Origin of the sequence: Pseudomonas sp. EA_5y_Pfl2_R50, assembly GCF_963970475.1 — a bacterium.
Taxonomy (GTDB): Bacteria; Pseudomonadota; Gammaproteobacteria; order Pseudomonadales; family Pseudomonadaceae; genus Aquipseudomonas.
The window spans coordinates 167590-188438 of the sequence record NZ_CAXAPT010000001.1; the positions used below are offsets into that span (position 1 = coordinate 167590).

Annotated in this window: 18 protein-coding genes and 1 riboswitch; of the genes, 9 read left to right on the forward strand and 9 right to left on the reverse strand. The window is 59.0% G+C overall.

Features of this window, described 5'->3' with window-relative positions:
- Positions 1-6: 6 nt before the first annotated feature.
- Genes nfsB through AACY19_RS00700 form a run of 3 tightly spaced genes read right to left on the reverse strand, consistent with a single transcriptional unit; the run spans position 7 to position 2939 of the window.
- Positions 7-660, reverse strand: coding sequence for an oxygen-insensitive NAD(P)H nitroreductase (gene nfsB / locus AACY19_RS00690; RefSeq protein WP_339446950.1), 654 nt, complete (start codon positions 658-660; stop codon positions 7-9).
- A gap of 54 nt (positions 661-714) precedes the next feature.
- Complete coding sequence (locus AACY19_RS00695) at positions 715-1881, reverse strand: L-dopachrome tautomerase-related protein (RefSeq protein WP_445262279.1); 1167 nt, start codon at positions 1879-1881, stop codon at positions 715-717.
- A gap of 50 nt (positions 1882-1931) precedes the next feature.
- Positions 1932-2939, reverse strand: coding sequence for a zinc-binding alcohol dehydrogenase family protein (locus AACY19_RS00700; RefSeq protein WP_339446954.1), 1008 nt, complete (start codon positions 2937-2939; stop codon positions 1932-1934).
- A gap of 110 nt (positions 2940-3049) precedes the next feature.
- Between AACY19_RS00700 and AACY19_RS00705 the strand changes: the two genes are divergently transcribed.
- From AACY19_RS00705 to AACY19_RS00730, 6 genes are all read left to right on the forward strand, one after another.
- Positions 3050-3940 carry a LysR family transcriptional regulator gene (locus AACY19_RS00705; protein ID WP_339446956.1) on the forward strand — a complete coding sequence of 297 codons (891 nt, stop codon included), beginning with the start codon at positions 3050-3052 and terminating at the stop codon, positions 3938-3940.
- Positions 3941-3991: 51 nt separating this feature from the next.
- A riboswitch (cobalamin riboswitch) is annotated at positions 3992-4197 on the forward strand.
- Positions 4198-4288: 91 nt separating this feature from the next.
- The gene (locus AACY19_RS00710; RefSeq protein WP_339446958.1) at positions 4289-6226 is read left to right on the forward strand and encodes a TonB-dependent receptor plug domain-containing protein; all 1938 of its coding nucleotides are present in this window, start codon (positions 4289-4291) and stop codon (positions 6224-6226) included.
- Complete coding sequence (locus AACY19_RS00715) at positions 6226-6585, forward strand: (2Fe-2S) ferredoxin domain-containing protein (RefSeq protein WP_339446960.1); 360 nt, start codon at positions 6226-6228, stop codon at positions 6583-6585. The genes AACY19_RS00710 and AACY19_RS00715 overlap by 1 nt, the downstream gene beginning before the upstream one ends.
- Positions 6582-7502: an ABC transporter substrate-binding protein gene (locus tag AACY19_RS00720; protein ID WP_339446962.1), complete on the forward strand. Its 921-nt coding sequence runs from the start codon at positions 6582-6584 to the stop codon at positions 7500-7502. Before AACY19_RS00715 ends, AACY19_RS00720 begins: the two co-directional genes overlap by 4 nt.
- 50 nt (positions 7503-7552) lie before the next feature.
- A complete protein-coding gene (locus AACY19_RS00725; protein WP_339446964.1) occupies positions 7553-7747 on the forward strand; it encodes a PLD nuclease N-terminal domain-containing protein in 195 nt (64 codons plus the stop codon).
- Positions 7748-7998: 251 nt separating this feature from the next.
- The gene (locus AACY19_RS00730) at positions 7999-8160 is read left to right on the forward strand and encodes a DUF2986 domain-containing protein (protein ID WP_339446966.1); all 162 of its coding nucleotides are present in this window, start codon (positions 7999-8001) and stop codon (positions 8158-8160) included.
- Between the two features lie 31 nt (positions 8161-8191).
- Here the strand turns inward: AACY19_RS00730 and AACY19_RS00735 are convergent, their stop codons facing one another.
- The 5 genes from AACY19_RS00735 to AACY19_RS00755 form a co-directional block, all read right to left on the reverse strand.
- Positions 8192-8899 (reverse strand): SAM-dependent methyltransferase, encoded by a 708-nt coding sequence (locus AACY19_RS00735; protein WP_339446968.1) that lies wholly within the window; start codon positions 8897-8899, stop codon positions 8192-8194.
- A gap of 204 nt (positions 8900-9103) precedes the next feature.
- Positions 9104-10000: a hypothetical protein gene (locus AACY19_RS00740; protein WP_339446970.1), complete on the reverse strand. Its 897-nt coding sequence runs from the start codon at positions 9998-10000 to the stop codon at positions 9104-9106.
- A gap of 89 nt (positions 10001-10089) precedes the next feature.
- Entirely contained in the window at positions 10090-10554 is a 465-nt protein-coding gene (locus tag AACY19_RS00745; RefSeq protein ID WP_339446972.1) for a hypothetical protein, read from the reverse strand.
- Between the two features lie 13 nt (positions 10555-10567).
- Positions 10568-10759: a hypothetical protein gene (locus AACY19_RS00750; RefSeq protein ID WP_339446974.1), complete on the reverse strand. Its 192-nt coding sequence runs from the start codon at positions 10757-10759 to the stop codon at positions 10568-10570.
- A 288-nt stretch (positions 10760-11047) separates the two neighbouring features.
- Entirely contained in the window at positions 11048-15196 is a 4149-nt protein-coding gene (locus AACY19_RS00755; RefSeq protein ID WP_339446976.1) for a P-loop NTPase, read from the reverse strand.
- 85 nt (positions 15197-15281) lie between these two features.
- Here AACY19_RS00755 and AACY19_RS00760 point away from each other — a divergent pair, with 85 nt between their 5' ends.
- Both AACY19_RS00760 and AACY19_RS00765 read left to right on the forward strand, forming a co-directional pair.
- Complete coding sequence (locus tag AACY19_RS00760) at positions 15282-15740, forward strand: metallophosphoesterase family protein (RefSeq protein ID WP_339446979.1); 459 nt, start codon at positions 15282-15284, stop codon at positions 15738-15740.
- 72 nt (positions 15741-15812) lie between these two features.
- Positions 15813-18191, forward strand: coding sequence for a DUF3772 domain-containing protein (locus AACY19_RS00765; protein ID WP_339446981.1), 2379 nt, complete (start codon positions 15813-15815; stop codon positions 18189-18191).
- Positions 18192-18251: 60 nt separating this feature from the next.
- Here the strand turns inward: AACY19_RS00765 and AACY19_RS00770 are convergent, their stop codons facing one another.
- Positions 18252-19829 carry a winged helix-turn-helix domain-containing tetratricopeptide repeat protein gene (locus AACY19_RS00770; protein WP_339446983.1) on the reverse strand — a complete coding sequence of 526 codons (1578 nt, stop codon included), beginning with the start codon at positions 19827-19829 and terminating at the stop codon, positions 18252-18254.
- A 241-nt stretch (positions 19830-20070) separates the two neighbouring features.
- Here AACY19_RS00770 and AACY19_RS00775 point away from each other — a divergent pair, with 241 nt between their 5' ends.
- Positions 20071-20823, forward strand: coding sequence for an SDR family oxidoreductase (locus AACY19_RS00775; protein ID WP_339446985.1), 753 nt, complete (start codon positions 20071-20073; stop codon positions 20821-20823).
- Positions 20824-20849: the final 26 nt, after the last annotated feature.

The window sequence follows — 20849 nt, forward strand, 5'->3', positions numbered from 1 at the left end:
TTGCATTCAGAGAAAGGTAAACAGCGACTGTGCCGGCAAGCGGGACTTGGGCAGGCCTGCGTTGAAGTCTTCGCTGCTGTGATAGCCGAGGCTCACCACGACCAGACTGGTGAAGCCCTGCTCGCGCAGACCCAGCTCACTGTCGAGGACCTTGCTGTCGAAACCTTCCATCGGCGTTGCGTCGATACCCAGCGATGCGGCGCCCAGCAGCAATGTGCCCAATGCGAGGTAGGTCTGCTTTTCCATCCAGTGCTGCAGGTCTTTCTGATCGAAGCGATGCAAATCGACAAAACCGCGCCGTCCGCGCTCCTGCCCTGCTCGCGCCTCGGCATTGTGAAAACGCCCGTCCATGGCTTCCTGAGCCAGTAGCGCCTGCAGGTACTCGTCCGGCAGATGGGTGCGCGTGCAAAAGACAATGACGTGGGACGCATTGAGGATTTTCGGCTGGTTGAAGCTGAACGGCCCCTGAGTACTTTGGGCGATACGCGCCCGGCTCTGATCACTCTCGGCAATCACGAAATGCCAAGGCTGGGAGTTGACCGACGACGGGCTGTTGCGCAGTTGCTCCAGCAGCAACTCCAGCGTGTGCTTGGGAATCTTGCGGTCGGCATCGAAAACTTTTGCGGTGAAACGGCGCTTGGCCAGTGAAACGAGATCCATGATCGAACTCCTGATCTGAGAAGTGAAAACGTAAAACTCAATCCAGCTTGAGGATCAGCGCGTCGGCGCCGGCGCTGCGTCGATCTTCAGACGCATCAGGCTGTAAGGTTTTTGCCGCTGATCCTGCCCGGCGCGAAATGCCGCCTGGCGGTGCAACTGGTTGGCGATGAAATACAGGTAGCCATCGGGGCCAATCGACAAGGTGTCCGGCCAGAGCAGACGCGGGTCGTGTACCAACGTTTGCCATTGGCCGTCCGGCAGACGCTTGCGGATCGAGTTGTGCTCGTAATCGCCGGCATAGACGGCACCAGCGGCGTCCGCCTCCAGACCGTCGGACGCGCCCTTCTCCCCCAGATCCTGAACGGCAGCGGTCAGTTGCTGTTCACTGAAATTGGCATCACGCAGCAACGCGGTGGGCACCGAATACAGGTGCCGGCTCGACAGCGGCGTGAAATACAGCGTCTTGCCATCCGCCGACAGTGCGATGCCGTCCGACGCCACACCCAGTGGTTTGCGCTGGCCGTCCGGACTTTCAACCGTGAGTGGCAGACCCTCAACCACCGGCACAAAAGTGGGGTCAACCGAGGTCGACGGCACACCGCTCAAGCGGCGCATCGCACTGCCGCTGGCGATGTCCATGACAATAATCGCGCCCGGTCCGCGCAGGGACGAGTCAGTGACATAGACCGTCCCCTCCGGGCCTGTGCGAAAGTCGAAACGCATGTCGTTGACGTAAGTGCTCGGCAACATGACGTTGTCCGGGAACACCAGTCGCTTGACGATCTTGTTGGTCGCCAGATCCACCGCAATCAGCTTCGCGCCTTTGGGTTTCGGGTCTGCGAAACCCGGCGCGGCGGTGTCGAGCAACCAGACACGGCCCCGCCCGTCCGCCACCACGCTTTGTACGCTGATCAGCCCATCACTTGGATCGTCGGGGTTTTCCTGGTTGATCGCCGCGTTCGGGTAAGCCACGACTTTGCCGTCGCGGATCTCGCCCACGGTAAACGGCACGTCGTCGCCCCAACGCGGGAAGTTGACGAAGATTCGTCCGGACTCGGTCACGGTCACACCGGTGGGCATGGCGTCGTAGAACGCATGCACCTGTTCGAGCTTGCCGAAGGATCGGTCGGCGGGGGCGTTGGCCGGCAACGCGACGGCGCTGATGGCATGGGCGAACGGCGCCGCCACGATCAAGGCCAATACGGCAGAAAGCTTTTTCATACGCATGAGCTGCTCCTGACAGGCCCGCGTGCAGGCCCGTCTGAATGAAATCAGAAACCTTCGAGAACCAGTTTGCCTCGGGCCTTGCCACTCTCGACCAAGGCATGGGCACGGCGCATGTTGGCTGCGTTGATCGCGCCAAAGTGCTCACCGACGGTGGTTTTCAAAATGCCTTGGTCAATCAGGTCGCTGACGCGATTGAGCAGGTGATGCTGTTCAATCATATCGGGGGTTTCGTACAGCGAACGGGTGAACATCAGCTCCCAGTGCAGCGACAGCGACTTGCGCTTGAGCGGCATCACGTCGAGGCTTTCAGGATCGTCAATCACGCCCAGACGTCCTTGAGGTCGAAGCACTTCGATCAGTTGCGCAAAATGCTGCTCGGTATGGGTCAGGCTGGCGACATAGCTGACCTCCTCGATGCCCAGCGCCTGCAACTGTGCGAGCAGCGGCTGACTGTGATCGATGACGTGATGCGCACCCAACTGCCGGACCCAGTCAGCGGTTTCCTGTCGCGAGGCAGTGCCGATGACGGTAAGCCGCGTCAACTGCCGGGCCAGTTGCACCAGCATCGAACCGACGCCGCCCGCTGCCCCCGTGATCAACAGGCACTTGCCCTGTCCTGAACCTTCGCTGACACCGAGACGGTCGAACAACAGCTCCCAGGCGGTGATCGACGTCAACGGCAATGCCGCCGCATCGGCTGCACTTAGCGAACGCGGTTTGTGTCCGACGATTCGCTCGTCCACCAAATGAAATTCGCTGTAGCTGCCGGTCCGGGCAAGGGAGCCTGCGTAGAACACTTCGTCGCCGGGCTGAAACAGGGTCACTTCAGCGCCGACCTCGCGGACGATGCCTGCCGCATCCCAACCGAGGATTTTCGGTTCTTTGGTGAAAGTGCCGGCACGCACTTTGGTATCAACCGGATTGACCGCTACCGCGCGAACTTCTACGAGCAAATCCCGTGGGCCAGGCGTCGGCACCGGGAGGTCGGTGTCCTGCAACGACTGCGGATCATCAATGGGCAAAGCATGTTGGGTGAAGGTGATGGCTTTCATGGAAACTCGCTGTCTGAAGAGCTGATGTGCTCGCTTGCCGCCATCTTCGACTTCCCAAGCACAAAGAAAAACCAGCAGAATGCGCCAACACTTTCACTGCAGGAGTGAAAATGATCCGCATCGACGATCTTGGTTTGTTCACGCGCAGCGCCGCGCTGGGCAGCTTCACCGCGGCCGCCCTTGAGGCGGATTTATTGCCCGGTCAGGTTGCCGCGGCGATCAAGCGCCTGGAGCGTGAGCTGGACGTGCGCCTGTTTGCGCGCACCACCCGCAGCCTGCGATTGACCGCCGAGGGCGAGCAATACTTGCCCACCGCCCACTCGGTACTGGAGGCGCTCAAGCAAGGCAAGGAAAACCTGCGCGGTGAAAACACCGCGTTGCGCGGCGTGCTGCAAGTGACAGCGCCGTCAGATCTGGGGCGCAACATTCTGCTGCCGTGGCTGACGCTGTTTCGGCGTCAGCACCCGGAACTGACCTTGCGATTTTCCCTGTCGGATCAGATGGCCGACCTGTTTCGCGATCCGGTCGACGTGGCGATCCGATACGGCTCGAATGAAGATGCCAACTACGTGGCGCTGCCGCTGGCACCGTGGAACCGGCGGGTGCTGGTCGCCGCTCCGGAATACGTAGAGCGCCACGGCTACCCGCAAAAGCCGGACGATCTGCACAACCACGCTTGCCTGCTCTATCAGCAAGGTGGCCGGATCTTTGATAAGTGGAGCCTTGGCCGTGACACCATCCAGGTCACGGGGCCGATGTTCAGCGACGACGCCGACGTTGTGCGCCGCTGGGCATTGAGCGGCGAAGGCATCGCCAACAAATCCTGGCTGGATGTCAGTGCAGACGTGATCGCTGGGCGACTGGTCGTGCTGCTGAAGGACTTTCCCGGCAATCCCTCACCGTTGAGTCTGGTGTGCCCGCATCGCAAGCAGATCACCCCGGCGGTGTCCCGGCTTTATACGTGGTTGAGTGAGCAGTTTGCCGCTCTGGAACGCATCTGACCGACTCACCACCGGCGGATGCCACGTTGACGAACCGTCCCTCGAATGTTCAGATGCCGACCTGTTTCAGGTGCCCCCTGCCGCCGTGCTTGGGGTGAAACGGGAAACCGGTAGGTTCTTTTCGAACGAGTCCGGTGCTGCCCCCGCAACGGTATGCGCGTGATGCTTTCAATACACCACTGTGGCCAGACAGCCATGGGAAGGTGAAAGCCTCGATACGCGCGAGCCCGGAGACCGGCCTGGAATTCTGTTTGGCAAAATCCTGCGGTGGGCGGGCATGGGCCGGTATTGGCTGTGCGCGATGCCTTCTCCTGCATGCTCTTCTGCGAAGATCCTTTCGAGAAGACAATGATTCGACCAATTAACACCTGTGCTCCAACCCTGTTGCTCGGCTGCCTGTTCAGCCCTCTCCTGCTGGCCGATGACGCGCCGCTGGAGCTCAATCAGCAAATCGTTTCCGCGCCTTCGGTGGAGTCCACCACCGTCGCCGACATGACGAAGTTCGGCAGCAAAGTCGACATCGTCAGCCGCGAACAGATCGAACGCGCCGGCCCCAGCGCCGATGTCAGCCGCGTGATGCAGATGTTCATTCCTGGCCTGTACGTCGCGCCGAAAAACGGCCCCTTCGATTACGGCACTTACTCGCTGCTCGGCGGGCGCAACGACGACACGCTGATCCTGCTCGACGGCGTGCGCCTGAACAATCGCCTGTACGGCGGCCTCTACCTCGACACCTTGCCGGCCAACGCCATCGAGCGCATCGAAGTGCTCAAGGGCGGACAGAGCCTGTTGTTCGGCACTCAGGCGGTGTCGGGGGTGATCAACATCGTCACGCGCAGCCCGCAGAGCCGCAAGGCGTCCGGCGAAGTGAACCTGGGCGTGGACAGCTTTGGCGGCACCACTGAGGACACCCGGATCGAGAATATCTTCAGTAACGGTTTCGGTGATCTGGGCTTGCTCGCGTATGTCAGCCACAACGTCTCCGATGGCTATCAGCCGTTCCGCAGCAGCGACATGAACAACGTCAGCGAGAAAAACCGCGCCTACGAGGTCACCACCTTCGGCGGCAAGGCGATTCAGTCGTTCGGCGATGATTCGCGACTGGAACTGTTCTACCAGTATGCCGACGCCAACCTCGATTTCGCTCGCCCGCTGGACAATCACAAAACCACCAACGACCGCGTGCAACAGATCGCCACGGCGACCTTCGAACAAACCGTCAACGAGCGTCTGAGTTACTTCATCAAAGGCCATATCAACGATTGGGATACGCGCTACACCCGGGTCAACAACGTTGCCGGCGGCGGCACCCGCGTCATCAACCACAACGACTATTGGGGGTTCACCGATTGGGGCATGCAGGCCGAAGGCAAGGCTGAACTGAACGGCGGTCATGTGCTGGTGTTCGGCACCGACAACCAATGGTTCAAGGGCCAGGACGATGTGTTGATCATCGACAACGACAAGGCCGAAGCCCACGCCGTCTACACCCAACTGCGCCCGCAGATCGACGCCCTGCCCGACTGGCACCCCAGCATCGGCATCCGCCACGAAGCCATGAGCGGCGGCGATGGCGCCACGGTCGGCATGCTCACTTCGCGGTATGACCTCAACGATCACTGGTCCGTGCGCGGCCAGTACGGCAGCGCCTACAAGCTGCCGAACGCCGAGCAACTGTTCGTCAACGAGCCGGGGGACGAACTGGGCAATCGCAACCTCAAGCCGGAAAAAAGCCGCAACGCCGAGCTGGGTGCCGACTACAAAGGCCTTTTGCTTGATCGTGAATTCAGCGCCAGCGTGACCCTGTTCAGACGCAAGATCGACGACCTGATCACCCTCGACGACATCCAGTGGGTCAACGGCGCAGGGCAGATCCGCATGCGCGGTGTCGAGGCGGACGCAACAATCGCGCTCAACGATCAATGGAGCCTGCAGGCGGACATGACCCGCAACCTCACCGAGTCACGCGCAGGCGTGACCATCAATGACATTCCGGGCTTCTTCGCCCGCTCGCGCGTGGGTTATGAGTCGGAAAACCGTCTGTGGGGCGCGGGCGGTGCGATCCGCTATATCCGCGACATCAAGAGTTCCAAGCAGGTCGAGTACGGCCATTACACGGTGGTCGATGCCGATGCCTACCGCTACCTCGACGGCGCCCACCGGCATCGCGTGAGCCTGTTGGTGGAAAACCTGTTCGACCGCGACTACGTCACCAGCCGTTCGAGCAACGTCGATAACCTCGGCCGCCCGTTCACCTGCGAAATGCGCTACACGTACCGCTTCTGATGGCTGACATCATCAAGGTCGACGGCGTCGATACACATCCGGACTGGTCGCATGTCCCGCAGCACGCGCGGCATGTGTTCCTCTGCACTGGCCCGCGCTGTACCCAGCGCGGCGCCTTGCAACTGTGGAAGACCCTGCGTCGGCATCTGCTGGCGCACGACCGCATCGAGACACCGGGCGGCGTATTGCTGACCCGCACGCATTGTCAGTTCCCCTGCAATCTCGGGCCGATTCTGACGGTGTACCCGCAAGGCTGTTGGTATGGCGTGCACAGCCACGCCGACGCGCAGCGACTGGTCGAGGTGCATCTGGTCGGTGGCGAGGTGGTCGAGGATTTGCTGATCAAGGGGCACACATGACCCGGTTTTGCGCGTTGCTGTGCGCCCTGCTCGGCTCATCGCCACTGCTCGCCGACAGTTATCGTAATTGTGGCGAGGATTGGAACGCCGCTCAGCCGTCGCGCATCGTCGCACTCAATCAGCACGCGGCCGACATTGTGCTGGCGCTGGGCGCGGGTGCTGCATTGGTTGGCGTGGCGTACCTCGATGACACCGATGCCGCTCAGCGCCAGGCCGAGTATTTCGGCGTGCCGGTGATCGCGCGGCAGTACCCGGCCAGCGAAGTGCTGTACGCCCAGGGCCCGGATCTGGTGATCGGTGGTTTTGCCACAGCGTTCGGCGACGGGGTGACTTCGCGCTCGGGACTGGCGCGCAATGGTGTCGGGTCGTATCTGCTGGAATCGGCCTGCAACGGGCATTCGCTGGATTACTTTGAGCATGTGCGCCGCGACTTGCTGACACTGGGCAAGCTGCTGCACCAACAGCAAAAGGCCCGGCAATTGAGCGAGGCAATGGACGCCGATCTCGCCAACGCGCGGGCGATGGCCGGCGCGAGGCGACCGCTGTCGGTGTTCTACCTCGACAGTGAAGTCAAAGGCCTGGACAGCGAAGGCGGACGCGGCTTTGTCACCCCGCTGCTCGCCGCGGTCGGCGCCCGCAACGTCCTTGCCGAGATCAACCAGTATCGCGTCACGGTCAGCAGCGAAACCCTGTTGGCAAGCGACCCGGACGTGATCCTGCTCGCCGACGCCCAATGGTCCCCGGCGAGCCGAAAGCGCTACCTGCTGAGCCACGACCCGGTGCTGTCACAGTTGCGCGCCGTGCGCGAAAACAGGCTGATCGACATCCCCTTCACCCACCTGCTACCGACCGTCAACAGTGGCCGCGTCGCTTTGGAACTGGCCCGACAGCTAGAGGCGCTGGATAAAAAGAAATGAACCCGCCGCCGCACATGCCACCTAAGGCATAGACCATCAGGAGGTAGCCAATGCAAATCGAAACCGTGTGGATCGTACTGGCGGCAGTTCTTCTGCTAATCGAACTCTGGGCCATCAATCGGGTGCGCAAGAGCCAGGAGAAATCGAGTAACAAAGGCGTATGGATCGTGCTGATCGTGTTTGTGCCGCTGTTCGGCTTGATCGCGTGGGCGTTGGCGGGGCCCAAGCACGTCGTCCAGCAATGACCTCAACCAATAAACTGTAGACCTGCTCGCGATGCGGCCCGTCCAGTCGACTGCTCCCTCGCCTGACCCGCCCCATCGCGGGCAGGCCTGATGCAATGTCTATCTTGATGTAAACAATTGCCGTTGCCTGATGCCGATCCATGCGTCAGGATTCGCCCTTTGTCACCGCAGTGCCGCACCGATCCGTTCAGCGAACGCCGGGGCGGGCCCTTCGGTCGCCAATCGCCAAACGTGCACGCCAGGTTGAAAACATGAATCGCCAGAAGAAATTGCAGCAGTTGTTCAAGGAAAAGGCCAAAAAGGCCAGCGCCAAACTGGCCCCGAAAAAGCCGAAATACATCAGCAAGGCTGACCGCTTGAAGCTGGCTGCCGAAGCGCAAGCCGCCGAAGCCAGTGCGCCGGCGCAAAGCTGATTCCTCCGGGGGTGATTCTTTGCCTCGGTGCTCACAGCGCTTTACAGGTAAGCCACGCGCCCCAGAACAGGCTGCTGAAAAACCGTGTCGCCACGCCAAACCCGGCGTCATGCAGCAAGGCCTGTACCGCCGCTTCAGAGTGCGGCGGATCAGCGCCCTGAAGTATCCTCGCCAATTTGGCCTGCACTTCATCCGCGCTGGCACCCTGCTGCCGCCAGCGCTGAGCCCACGCCGCCAAAAGCAGCGGCTGGCTGGCATAGGCGTAATGATTGCCCGCCACAATCAGCGGCGCGCCGGGCTTCAGCCGGGCGTGGAGGGTTCGCAGGATGTGCTGCTTCGCGTCGTCGCCATCAAGATGGTGAAGCACGCCAATCAGCGTCGCCGCGTCGAACCGTTCATCCGCTGGCAAGTCGTCAACGTGCCCGAGATGCACTTGCGTTCTGCGCAATAAATCATTGGCTTGCAGTTGCTGCGTGGCGGCCGCCAGCATCGGCTCGGAAGGGTCGAGCGCCGTAAACTGCCAATCCGGCTCAAGCGCCGCCATCGCCAGGATTTCCTGCGCCGTTCCCCCCGCACCGACCACCAGAACATGCGCCCCACGCAACTCGCCAAGGCTGGCCGACAGCATGCACGCGGCAAGGTCGTGGCAGGCGTCATAACCGGCCAGCGCGATGCGGCTTTGCCGGGCGTATTCGCTGGCGCGAGAGGTGTCGAATTTTTCAACCGAGGTGGCTGTCATGAGCGCTTCTCCTTGTCCTTGGCGACAACCTACGCCGTCGGTCGAGAGAAGAAAAATGCATAGATTTTATGCTGTGTATTCCTTGGGGGAATGAGCGCATTACCTGAGTACAACAGTAGTTGTACCATACAGGGATAACCCATCCCGTCACGGTGGGATGTTGCAAGTGCCTTCATGGCGATTTCAGCTTGAAAGGCTGTCCCCCTAGTTGTCATTGTAGTGAGCGCCTACCTCTGCAACCGACCCTTCTTTCAAGGCTGCCATCACTGCCTGGATCTCACCCAAGGCTATATCCGGGTCCCCTCCCACATTTCCCATATCCGCCATCGATACACTCAATTGCACCGGTGCATTGTTAACGGGCAAAGCGAACAGGCTGGTGGGGGCGCCGATACCTTTCGCGACATCGTACTTCTGACTGCGAATTTTCATGTCTTTTATCGTGGTTGCACCCGTTCCCAAATCCTTGAGACTCCCGCTTGCAGCGGTGGCTGATACTGCGACCACCAAATTGACCTGCCCCTCTGCCTTTGTGTTGTCAGAGCAGTTATCGGTGCATTTGGTAAGTGAAATGGCTCTATTTAAACGTGCAAATAAAGGCTTCAAGTAGAATCCCTTAGCGCTAAATCTCACCTGCGAATTTTCTTCCGCGACGCCCTCTACCTGCAAACTATTGACCAATTGAAATACGACAACTGCACTGGGGTCTGATTCATCGCCACGAACCATTGCAATGCACTTGGCACTGACTAACGAATTACTCATAAGAATGGTCTTGAATGCCACGGCTCGAGACGATTCGGCCTTGATCCTCTTGACATAATCGGTCATTGCATTGGAGACGACGTCCATTATGACTTTTGTCGCAATTGGCGCCCAAATTACGGCGTCTACAAAGGGAACTGTATCTGCAGCGCAGGCTCTCGCTACATCAGAGGGCAGCGCCGGGATATGACGAATGCTAGAAGCAGTAGTGCCCAATCGCGCCTGTTGTCGTTTTACCTCCGCGCTATCAGGATGAATCTTAGGCGTGGATAAAATCTGAGTGAAGTGGCATCCGCTGAGCAGCACCAGAAAGGACAGAGCGATGACGACTTTCATAACTAGCACTCCCTGTAGTTTGTCTGCAATACATAGACTCGGCACTCAGCCATTCTGTCGTCCGACTGATTCTGTAAAAGGTATTACGCCTAAATACCAGTGTGTTGCAAAAAACCGCCATCGCCCTGGAGGGTGGCTACGACTCCGCTGAAAGTATATTTCTTGAGGTTTATGACTGCGTTGTAATTCAGTCTTATTAAAGCCCGAGCAAATTTGACATCATCCTCTGAGCCCCATTTCATGGCACATCCCGGCACATCGACATGCCTTACATTCGAAATATCAAGCGCGCCGCCTTCTTTTTTTCGAAAGATCTGAATACTGGATATTTTAAGACACCCTGCCTTGTCAACACCTGCCGTCCAGTTCACCTGCAATGATGCCTTTCGGCCGGCAGGGCCGACCGCCAACATCTCGCTATAATTTTTACTGACTTCCACGTACTGGTCGCTTTTCCAAGCATAGATGGCAGTATTGCTTTCATGAACATCACTTACACAGCCCGAGTTCAAGAAGATCAAACAGACAATCCACAAATATCCTTTTATCTTCATGCTTCACATCCATTTAATTTATTATCTCGATCGAAGAAATCTCCGCAAAATTCAATACAACAGAACCACCGGCCACACTATATTCCCCAATGGCAGTAACTTCGTTTGCTCCCCACTTTACAAAATCCCTCGCTATCTGCTCTTGGCTAAATGTTGTCAAGATAACGATTTGTCCACTTCGATGATTAATTCTAACTTCAGCCATTTTTTGCCTCCGTTATAAAAAACATTGTTGCGTGGCGCATAGCCATCACTCAGCAAAGCTGACACATCGGATTTCGTCAAGTGGCTCATTCTCGTTTGTCGAACCTGGCGCACCTTTAGCAGACAACTGGCTCGCGCGGTCACGGCTGTAGAGCTCGCCCAACCTAAGGGTCAAGCCATCGCTGATCTTCAACCGTTGACTCATTGCAGAGGTACAGCATGGAAACTGCCAGCAGGCAGCAGGCCAAAACAAAAGTCCACATCAGGCCCTTTAGCCCTTATGAGTTCGTCAAACAGCAGGCAAAGAAAGCTCGAATTTCCCATCGGGTCGAATGTTGCTGAGCTGAACGCGAATGGACTGGCCCAGGGAGAAGTGCGCCAGGACATCCGTATTGGCAGACAGCTTGCTGCGATGGAGTAAACCACTACAGTTTTCAATTCGCACAAACACGCCGTAGTCCTTTACACCCGTCACCAGCCCTTCGTAGATGCTGCCAATGGTCAGACTTTCTGTATCCTTTCTTGTCGACAACACTGGTTTATCCAAACCAACCTGGACAGCATCTCTGTCCGGATTCAGCCTTTGTATAAAAAAGAGATGCGCGAGGCCTTTCGCCCTCCGAATGCCATCGAGACTGTCTGGCCACGACGCCATTAACCCGATTTCCAGTTCGACCGAACACGATGCGCTCTTAACAGCTACCACCCTGCCTTTTACTGGTACACATTTATCCAAACAACTAAACGCCTCACTCCACGCTGGTAATTCTTTGCGTGAATGCAAGACCTGTAACCACTCACGGACACTGGCCTGAAGCCCGCGTTCGGTTATCAAAGTTCTCACAAGCTTGTCAGTTTTAAACCAATGCCCGCTATTGGGGCAGGCGTTTATGCGTTCAATCAATTTGCGGGCGAAAACCGCTGAGACCGCGTGCTCGGGTATTACGACAATAAACTTTGCTGCCAGCAGTGGCCATTCAGGCTTGGTCTCTGTCTTTTCAAGCCATGCGGCGGCTTGCTCAATGAAATCACTGGACTGCAGTCGATGGTCGAGCAATGCCTCACAAACAAAACCCCACTCCTTTGTGCTTTCGCGCCCTACCAGCCATCCTGCACCAAGGCTTAGCAGTTCGCCGTGCGGCAGGTATTGAGACTGAGATTCGCTTTGCGCCAACAAGGCACGCCAAACGTAATTCCACTCCACGCGATGTTCGCGCCCCACCAGCCACTTCGCACCAAGGCGCACCAGTTCACCGAACGGCATGTCTTGCGGCAGGAATTCACCGTGAGCCAGCAAGTTTTGCCAGACATGCGTCCACTCGGCTCGATCTTCGCGCCCATCCATCCACTCCACGCCGAAGTGCAGTAACTGCGTAAGCGACACGTACTCCGGCAGAAACTCACTCCGGACCAATAAGTTTCGCCAGACATGCGCCCACTCGGCTCGATCCTTGCGCCCTTCCAGCCACTCCACACCAAGCCCCAGTAAATCAGTGAGCGGCATGTATTGCGAAAGAGACTCACCGTGAACGAGCAAGTTTTTCCACACATGGCTCCATCCGAGCCGGTTTTCACGTCCGTCCAGCCACTCTACTGCGAGGCACAATAGTTGGCCGCGCGGGATGACTCCCGGCAGGGACTCCTCATGAGGCAATAAAGCTTCAAACACATAGCTCCACTCCGCCCGATCTTTATGTCCAGCCAACCACTCCATACCGAGTCGCAGCAGCTCACCGAGCTGCATGTTTTCCGACAGGCACTCTCTCATTGCCAGCAAATCGCGCCAGACAAAGCTCCATTCTGCGCGTTCTTCACGCTCGACCATCCACTCCACACCAAGGCGCAGCAGCTCATCGAGTGACGTGTTTTCCGGTAAGAGTTCTTCCCAGTCCAGCAGGCTACGCCAGACATAGCTCCACTCCGCCTTGTCCTCGCGTCCGACCAGCCATTCAACCCCCAGGTGCAATAACTCAGCTATCGACATGCCTTTCGGTAATGCGTAACCCTTTGCCAGCAGGGCGCGCCAAACATGCGCCCACTCGGCTCGGTCTTCGCGTCCAACCAGCCATGCTCTCGCCAAAATTGCCAATTCATTTGACTGCGGGCTGTGTTGTTGCGCTAAGGCGTATAGATCCTGAAATACATAAGCCCAATCGGCTCCGTCGACTTCCTTACGCACCCGCTGAAAACCCAGAACCACTACAGGATCTGTTTCCCAATCCAGTTCGCGCTTATCAGGCAGCAGCTTCCTCCAGACAAAATGCCAGTCAGGGCGACGGAAATGGCCAGGCAGCCAAAGCAGCCCCATTTCATGCCATATAGTACGGCGGCCGGAATCATGCTGCAGGCAATGCTCCCAATCCAAAGACCAGGTAGGGTGAGATATTTTCAGTGGATCGGCCAAGTGTTCAGCTGCCCACGCAAACAGTTCATCGCGCCCTGGATAGCTCGTTGCCAAACGGCTCCAGCAACCTGCCCAGACCTTGTACGCTGAACCCAGCCCTGCCAATGCACTGCGGAGCAGATCCTTGTCAAAAACCTCATTAACTCCGGGTGTCGACGCAGCCCAGCAAGCCCAACTAGTGACGGCATCCGCCGAACCGTCCACATCCAGCTCAAGTTGCTCATGCTGACTGGCCCATAACTTGGCACATTCGCGTGCCAAATACGCGCGATCCACGATATTCAAACGCTCAGTCGCCAGAGCCTCATCGCGCCCAGAGAACACTCGCAGCAGTTGCGAAACCAACCCTGCACTACGTTCCTTAAGCGCCCGCCGGAAGACGGCAATCAGATCATTGGTGAAGGCCAAGGCATTAGCGGGTTTGCGCAGAGCGCGGTACAGAGCATCGGCCAGATGGGGATGGGTCAGGCGAACGATTTGTCCGTCCACACCCGGTTCCAACAGACTGAAATCGCCTTCACCATTTAAGGTGGCGAGCATTTCGCGGTGATTTTCCGAGAGCCAATCGTAGGGCGCCCTCAGATACAGCCGATTCATTGCCAGAGGCAGAAGCAGTGCTTCATTGAGTCCATTGTGGCGCACGCGCTCGGCGAAGCGCTTTGCGAAAGCATGCAAGTCGCCGTGGGCCAATTCCACCGCCAGCGACACGAATAGACCATTATCTTCTTTCGATGCCTGAGAAAAAGCCGCGCCGCGTTTCGGCGCCTGACCGGTACGTTCGCTATACCAGGCTTCGATCTCGGCAGCTTCGCTCGCGGCGATGGTTTCTACCGTTTCACGATGAAGCTCAAAACCATGGAACGCAGAATCTTCTTTGAAAGAGTCGGCAAATTCAGCCGGGCCGCACGTCAGGATCATCGGCCAAAGCTGACGGTCGCGCTCGTCAATGAATTTGCCCAGACCTTCGAGATCAATCTTGGTGCGCGCATCAGGATCGTACAGGTCATCAATGGCAATGAAGTCCGGCCGCCATTCAGGAGGTGCGTCGGCAATGGCCCGCAGCGAAGGCTCGAGCAATTCGGCTTGCCCCTTCAACCAAAGGACACGCCAGCCCTCAGTGACAAGTCGCTCCACTGTCTGGAGCAGCAGCACGCTCTTGCCGACTCCCGAACGACCGCTCAACCAAAAGACGCGAGCTTCGCTCTTGAGGTCGCGCTGACTCAGATCCTTTCGTTCGAGCAATGTGGCATACAGCGCGTCCAGACGATACGAGCGCGGCATGTATTGCTGATCACGCATTCGTGCCAAGGTGATTTCACGGCCGATTTCCAGCGAGCGGCTGGGAGGCATGACGCTTTGAAAATCTGCAGAAGTCAGAAGTTGTGCGGGCAGCTCGCGCAACTGTCGACTTTGCGCAAAGCGTTCACAAATATCGTCACGGACACGCTGGGCATCCGCAGCAGTCGGCGCGCGGCTCAATGCACGATCCAGCGCATACCGCAAGAAGCCGTAAGGATCTTCCAGGTGCTTCCATACGGCAACAACTGCTCTCCACCATGGGTCAGGCTCGATACGTGGCGTTAACAGCCGATCCGTTTTGATCAGCGTGTTGATCAGCGGACGGGATGGATGTTTTTCCGGAATATCGCCCCACTGCAACGTGGCATCGCCTCTCGAGGCGATGAGCTCGAATTTCACCTGACCGCGCAAGCTTGGGTAGTGTTTCGCAAGGAAACCGTCAATCGCCTCGACCTCGGCGACCGCATCCTTGAGCGTCTCCTTAGTCAGGGTTCGCTTGACCTGAATGCAAACCAGGCGATCACCCTCGATTCGCTTGGCAAGGTCTGAAAGTGCCTCCAGAAATATCCCACCGGCTTCATCGAGTTTCCCTGCTTCGCCAGCAAGAGATTCTGCAAGCTCGGCCAGGTAGCAGCGTAACTGGTAGTCAAAACCGGCCATGGCGTAAATACCGCCGAGGGCTCTGCGCGATTCCTCCTGCTCATAAGCAGAGAGAATTGATGTCATTTTTTCCATAAGCGGATGATCGCAGAACTGTCGTATGAAACGTAGAGTTTTGGCGAAAAGCCATCACCTAAACAAGCCCTGCTATGATCGCCTCATGAAAATCGCCATCATCTCTGACACCCACGGCCTGCTCCGCCCCGAGGCTCTAACCGCGATTGAGGGCGTCGAACTCATCCTCCACGCCGGCGACATCGGCGCAGCAGAAATCCTCGATCAACTGTCCGACATCGCGCCGGTACACGCCGTTCGCGGCAACAACGACTTGAAACTTCCTTGGGCCAATGACCTCCCCGACCAGCTCATCCTCAATCTGAACGGCTGGCAAACCCTGTTGATCCACGACATCGCCGACGTCCCCGCGCGCCTGACCGACAACATCAAACTGATCATCACCGGACATTCCCACAAACCCCTGATCGAATGGCGTGACCAGCGCCTGTACCTCAACCCCGGCAGCGCGGGTCGGCGGCGTTTCAAACTTCCGGTCACTTTGGCCCTGCTCGATGTCCACGCAGAGTCTCTGCTACCGCAGCTTGTGCACCTCCTGCCATGAAACTTTTCCGCCCCCTGCGGCCCGATCACCTAACCTCATAGACTGTGTGTTCATCGCGAATCGGCCCGCCTTATGTGCAAGCGTTGGAAGTGGTTGTTTTTCGTCGTGTTCCTGGGGCTCTTCCCGGGCGGCCCACTCCTATGGGCAGCCGATCTGCCCGCGCCCACCACCGCTGCCGCCCCGCTTGCGGTGATTTCGCAAACCGATCTTCAGGCCCTGCAACAGCGCCTCGACGGGCTCAAGCAGCAAATCTCGGCGGCAAACAATTACAACCAGCTCGAAGGCCCGCAGGATCGAGTGCAGGCGTTCATTCTCGATGTCGATAAGTTGTCAGCCTCGTTGCTGCCGCAGCAGGCGCAATTGACGGTGCAGTTGGGCGTGTTGGGCGCCGCGCCGGATTCGGAGATCGGGGCAGAGCAGGCGGATATCGCCGCGCAGCGGGCGGCGCTGACGGAGCAGAAGAGCAAGGTTGACGGGACGCTGAAGAGTCTGGCGGCGCTCAAACAGAGTGCCGCGGACTTGATCACGCAGATCGCCGGCATTCGCCGCACGTTGCTTGAGAGTGAATTGACGCTGGGGACGCTGAGCGTACTGGCTCCGGACTTCTGGGCGCCGCTGCTCAAGCCTTCGCTGGATGATCGCCAGCGTTTCAGCTTTTTCGTCGAGCAAGTGGATAAAACCTGGGCCACGGTGTGGGCGCCGGGGCAGTATTTTTTAACCGTGGTGTTGCTGGCGCTGGCGCTTGTTGTGTGGACGGTCGGACGCCGCTTGGCCGAGCGCGGGCTGACCTGGATTTGCATTCATCGCGTACCGGAAGGACGTTTGCGCCGCAGTGCGCTGGCATTTGCTTCGGCGCTGGCGACCATTGCGACCACCGCCCTCGCCTTGCATGTATTGTTTTACGCGCTGACCCGTCACGCGCCGCTGCCGCCGGTGCTGTCGACGTTTTCCGAGGAGTTCGAGAAAGCTGTCTACGCCTGCGTGCTGATCACCGGGCTGAGCCGCGCGTTGTTGTCGATCGATCATCCGTCGTGGCGACTGCCGGCGATCCATGATCAGGTGGCGCAAGCGCTGAAACACTTCCCGCGAATGCTTTCCGCCACGCTGTTGGTGCTGGTGACGCTGGTGCAGGTGTGCAATGCCACCGGCATGAGCAGCCAGATCGTGCTCGCCGGGCGTGGGGTTATTTCGATTGTGGTCATGATCATCATCGTGACGCTGTTGTGGCGCGTCGGCAAAGTGCGCAAGGCCCTGGTCGCGGCAAATGATCCGCAGGCCAACAGTACGTTCGTCGGTGTGATGTACGCCCTCGCGAGTATCGCGATGGTCGTCTCGACGATTGCGTTGCTCACCGGTTACGTGTCGCTGGCCCGCTTCATCACCTATGAGGTGGTTTGGGCGTATATCGTGCTGTCGGGTTTTTACCTGCTGATTCAGGTGATCAAGGACGGTTGCGAATATGCGTTTTCGCCCCGGCATGCAAGCGGCAAGGCACTCAAGCAATTGCTGGGGGTTGGTGATCGGCGCCTCGACCAGATCTCGATTCTGCTCTCCGGCTTCAGTCGCGCGGCGCTGTTTCTGCTGGCGGTGATCGCGCTGTTCGTGGGCGGCATCGGCACCACGCTCGGGCAACTGGCGAGCAACATCATGGCGATCCTCGGTGGCGCCGGGTTGCGCAAGTTCAATATCGTCCCGGCGCATCTGTTCAACGCGGTTCTGGCGCTGATGATCGGCATCTGGCTGATCCGTGCGTTGCGCCGCTGGCTGGACAATGAGTTCCTGCCCAAGACCGACATGGACCCGGGCATGTGCGCGTCGCTGAGCACGCTGTTCTCCAACCTCGGTTATGCCTTTGTGATTCTGCTGACGCTGTCGTCGCTGGGTGTGCAGTGGACCAACCTGGCGTGGATCGTCAGCGCGTTGTCGGTGGGGATCGGTTTCGGTTTGCAGGAGATCGTGAAGAACTTCGTTTCAGGTCTGATTCTGCTGACCGAGCGACCGGTAAAGGTCGGCGATTTGATCAGCATCAGCGGTGTCGAGGGCGACATTCGGCGGATCAATGTGCGCGCCACGGAAATCCAGCTCAGCGACCGCTCGATTGTGATCGTGCCGAACTCGCAGTTGATCTCGCAGAATCTGCGCAACGTGACGCTGGGTGGCAGTGCGCAGGGGGTGGCCTCGCTGGAGCTGATGTTTGCGCTGGATATCGACCCCGAAGAGGTAAAAGACCTGCTGCTGGGCGCCTATCGCGAGAACGAAACCATCCTCGAAAAACCGGCGTCATTCGTGCGTTTCAGCAAGCTGTCGCCGGACGGGATTACCTTGACGGTGACCGGCTATGTCGGCAGCCCAAGGATTGTTGGCGTGACCAAGAGTGACCTGTTGTTCGAAATTCTCAAGCGCTTGGCGGCCGCTGGGATTGTCCTGGCGAAACCGCCCGCGAGTGCATAGGCCCGGTCAACTTCGTATTCGCTTCAGCCTGTCACGGCTGTGCCAATCGGCTGTCGATGGTTACTCGGGCAATCCTGCCAGCCGCAGCCCGTCAGCCAATCGCGCCAGATCTTCAGGTCGCTGGATCGGCAGCCAGTCCCTGACACTGCCAATGCGCAAATCCGGGTTGAGCGACAGCAGGCGCTGCATCGCCGAGCGGGCCTTGTCCGGGCGTCCGTTGAGGGCGTGACTGGCCGCCACCAGTGCCGCCGCGACCAGCAGGCTCGGCAGATTGCTCAGGGCTTTTTCGGCGTAATCGGCCGCAATGTCCAAGTGCCCGGCGAAAAAATGCGCGAAGGCCATGCCGACGTGCATCCTGAACATTTCCGGGTCCAGCGGACTCAGGCGCACGGCGTGATTGAGGTCGTTGATCGCGGCCTCGGTTTCACCGTGCAGCGCCCGCAGAACCCCGCCGAGGAACCATGCGGGGGCGAGATTGGGATTGAGCAGTCGTGCGCGGTCGAGCAGCGCGATGCCGCCGTCGACATCACCGGCCAGGTGTGCCAGTGCATGACCGCCGCGCGTCAACGCCACGGCATCGTCGCGGCCCAGTGTGACTGCCAGTCGCGCGAGGCGAATGCCCTCGGCAATTTCTGCCGACGGATCAACCATCCAGCCATTGAGCTTGCGCCAGAAATGGCACCACGCGGCCATGCCATAGGCAGCGGCAAATTCCGCATCCAGTTCAAGGGCCTTGTAGAACATTGGCAGCGCCTGCTCGATGGCTTCGCGGCTACCACTGTGCAGTTTGGCCATGGCGCGCAGGTAGTAGTCGTAGGCGTCGAGGCTATCGGTGGATTTGCGCTGGGCCCGCTCGATTTCCGCCCGCTCCAGTTGCGGAGCGATGGCGCCGACGACACTTTCGGTGATCTGATCCTGCAGTTTGAAGATATCGTCGAGGCTGCCTTCGAAACGCTCTGCCCAGAGGTGCGCGCCGCTCATCGCATCGATCAGTTGCCCGGTAATGCGCACCCGGTTGCCACATTTGCGCACGCTGCCTTCCAGCACATAACGCACGCCGAGCACCTCGCCAACAGCGCGCGGATCGACCTCGCGGCCCTTGAACGCGAAACTCGAATTGCGCGCGATCACAAACAACCAGCGCAGCCGCGAGAGTGCGGCAATGATGTCTTCCACCACGCCATCAGCGAAATAGTCCTGCTCGGGATCGCCGCTCAAATTAAGGAATCGCAGGACCGAGATCGAAGGTTTCTCCGGCAGCACCAGCCTGGTAGTCACCTCTGGCGCAGGCGCTACAGCGATGCTTTGATCGACCGCAGGTTCACCCCGCTCGACGGTGACCGCGCCAACGAAGCGATAGCCCTTGCGCGCGACGGTGCGCAGCAGACGCTGCTCCTCGCCGCTGTCGCCGATGGCTTTGCGCACGGCATTGATGTGGCTGGTGATGGTCGATTCGGAAACGATGCGGCCGCTCCACACCGCATCGAGCAATTCGTCCTTGCTGATCACTCGCTCGGGATGCCTCACGAACAGCAGCAACAGATCGAAGACCTGCGGCCCGACGGCCACGACCTGCCCGCGCAAGGTCAGCTCGCGACGCCCCTGATCGAGCACATAGTCTTCAAACACGAATTGCACAGTCGACGTCCCCTGACGAAGCGCCTTCAACCCGGGTTCCAGGCGACAGATGATGAGTAGTCGAGAACGATAATACGGCTACGCGGCACGCGCCAGATCAGCGTTTACATCCACGTTGTCTGGACGAAATTCCAAGGCCAGGACAAGCCAGATCCAAGGCTGGCGCAAGGACTGCCGACGCCGGCCCAGGCACGCTAACCCCATCGACGCCAATCGTTGCCGTCGCCAAGGAGAAAACGCCATGAAGATCGTCGTTATCGGAGGCTCAGGCCTCATCGGTTCGAAACTTGTGAACCTGCTTCGCCAGCGCGGCCATGAGGTGCTCGCGGCCAGCCCGAGCACCGGCGTCAACAGCATTACCCGCGAAGGCGTGGCCGATGCCATGAACGGCACCGATGTGGTAGTCGACGTCGCCAATGCGCCGTCGTGGGAGGATCAGGCAGTGCTCGAGTTCTTTGAGACCTCAAGCCGCAACCTGCTCGCCGCCGAGGCGGCTGCCGGTGTCGGTCATCACGTGGCGCTGTCGATTGTCGGTTGTGAACGTTTGCCCGAGGCCGGCTACATGCGCGCCAAAGTTGCCCAGGAAAACCTGATCAAAGCTTCCGGCGTGCCGTACACCCTGCTGCGCGCTACGCAGTTCTTCGAGTTTGTCGGCGGCATTGCCGAATCCTTTGTCGTTGGTGACGAACTGCGCGTGCCGCCGGCGCTGATTCAACCGATTGCCTCTGACGACGTGGTCGCCGCGCTGGCTGACGTTGTCCTCGCCGCACCGGTCAACGGCACGGTCGATGTCGGCGGCCCGGAAGCGATTCCCCTCGACGAACTCGCCCGACGCTTTCTGCACGCGACTGACGACCACCGCACAGTCGTCCCGGATGTGCATGCGCGCTACTTCGGCACCCTGCTCGACGATCAGTCGCTGGTCACCGGCGAGCACGCGCGCCGTGGCGCTATCCGCTTCCAAGACTGGATCACCCGGTCGGCGCCGCAATAACGCAGTGCGCCGTTGCTGTTTCTATC

Excerpts from the sequence above, each read along its gene's own strand:
- AACY19_RS00755 (WP_339446976.1), bottom strand. The coding sequence starts at position 15,196 with ATGGAAAAAATGACATCAATTCTCTCTGCTTATGAGCAGGAGGAATCG.
- nfsB (WP_339446950.1), bottom strand. The coding sequence starts at position 660 with ATGGATCTCGTTTCACTGGCCAAGCGCCGTTTCACCGCAAAAGTTTTC.
- AACY19_RS00710 (WP_339446958.1), top strand. The coding sequence starts at position 4,289 with ATGATTCGACCAATTAACACCTGTGCTCCAACCCTGTTGCTCGGCTGC.
- AACY19_RS00760 (WP_339446979.1), top strand. The coding sequence starts at position 15,282 with ATGAAAATCGCCATCATCTCTGACACCCACGGCCTGCTCCGCCCCGAG.
- AACY19_RS00750 (WP_339446974.1), bottom strand. The coding sequence starts at position 10,759 with ATGGCTGAAGTTAGAATTAATCATCGAAGTGGACAAATCGTTATCTTG.
- AACY19_RS00700 (WP_339446954.1), bottom strand. The coding sequence starts at position 2,939 with ATGAAAGCCATCACCTTCACCCAACATGCTTTGCCCATTGATGATCCG.
- AACY19_RS00730 (WP_339446966.1), top strand. The coding sequence starts at position 7,999 with ATGAATCGCCAGAAGAAATTGCAGCAGTTGTTCAAGGAAAAGGCCAAA.
- AACY19_RS00720 (WP_339446962.1), top strand. The coding sequence starts at position 6,582 with ATGACCCGGTTTTGCGCGTTGCTGTGCGCCCTGCTCGGCTCATCGCCA.
- AACY19_RS00725 (WP_339446964.1), top strand. The coding sequence starts at position 7,553 with ATGCAAATCGAAACCGTGTGGATCGTACTGGCGGCAGTTCTTCTGCTA.
- AACY19_RS00740 (WP_339446970.1), bottom strand. The coding sequence starts at position 10,000 with ATGAAAGTCGTCATCGCTCTGTCCTTTCTGGTGCTGCTCAGCGGATGC.
- AACY19_RS00745 (WP_339446972.1), bottom strand. The coding sequence starts at position 10,554 with ATGAAGATAAAAGGATATTTGTGGATTGTCTGTTTGATCTTCTTGAAC.
- AACY19_RS00695 (WP_445262279.1), bottom strand. The coding sequence starts at position 1,881 with ATGAAAAAGCTTTCTGCCGTATTGGCCTTGATCGTGGCGGCGCCGTTC.
- AACY19_RS00765 (WP_339446981.1), top strand. The coding sequence starts at position 15,813 with ATGTGCAAGCGTTGGAAGTGGTTGTTTTTCGTCGTGTTCCTGGGGCTC.
- AACY19_RS00705 (WP_339446956.1), top strand. The coding sequence starts at position 3,050 with ATGATCCGCATCGACGATCTTGGTTTGTTCACGCGCAGCGCCGCGCTG.
- AACY19_RS00775 (WP_339446985.1), top strand. The coding sequence starts at position 20,071 with ATGAAGATCGTCGTTATCGGAGGCTCAGGCCTCATCGGTTCGAAACTT.
- AACY19_RS00735 (WP_339446968.1), bottom strand. The coding sequence starts at position 8,899 with ATGACAGCCACCTCGGTTGAAAAATTCGACACCTCTCGCGCCAGCGAA.
- AACY19_RS00715 (WP_339446960.1), top strand. The coding sequence starts at position 6,226 with ATGGCTGACATCATCAAGGTCGACGGCGTCGATACACATCCGGACTGG.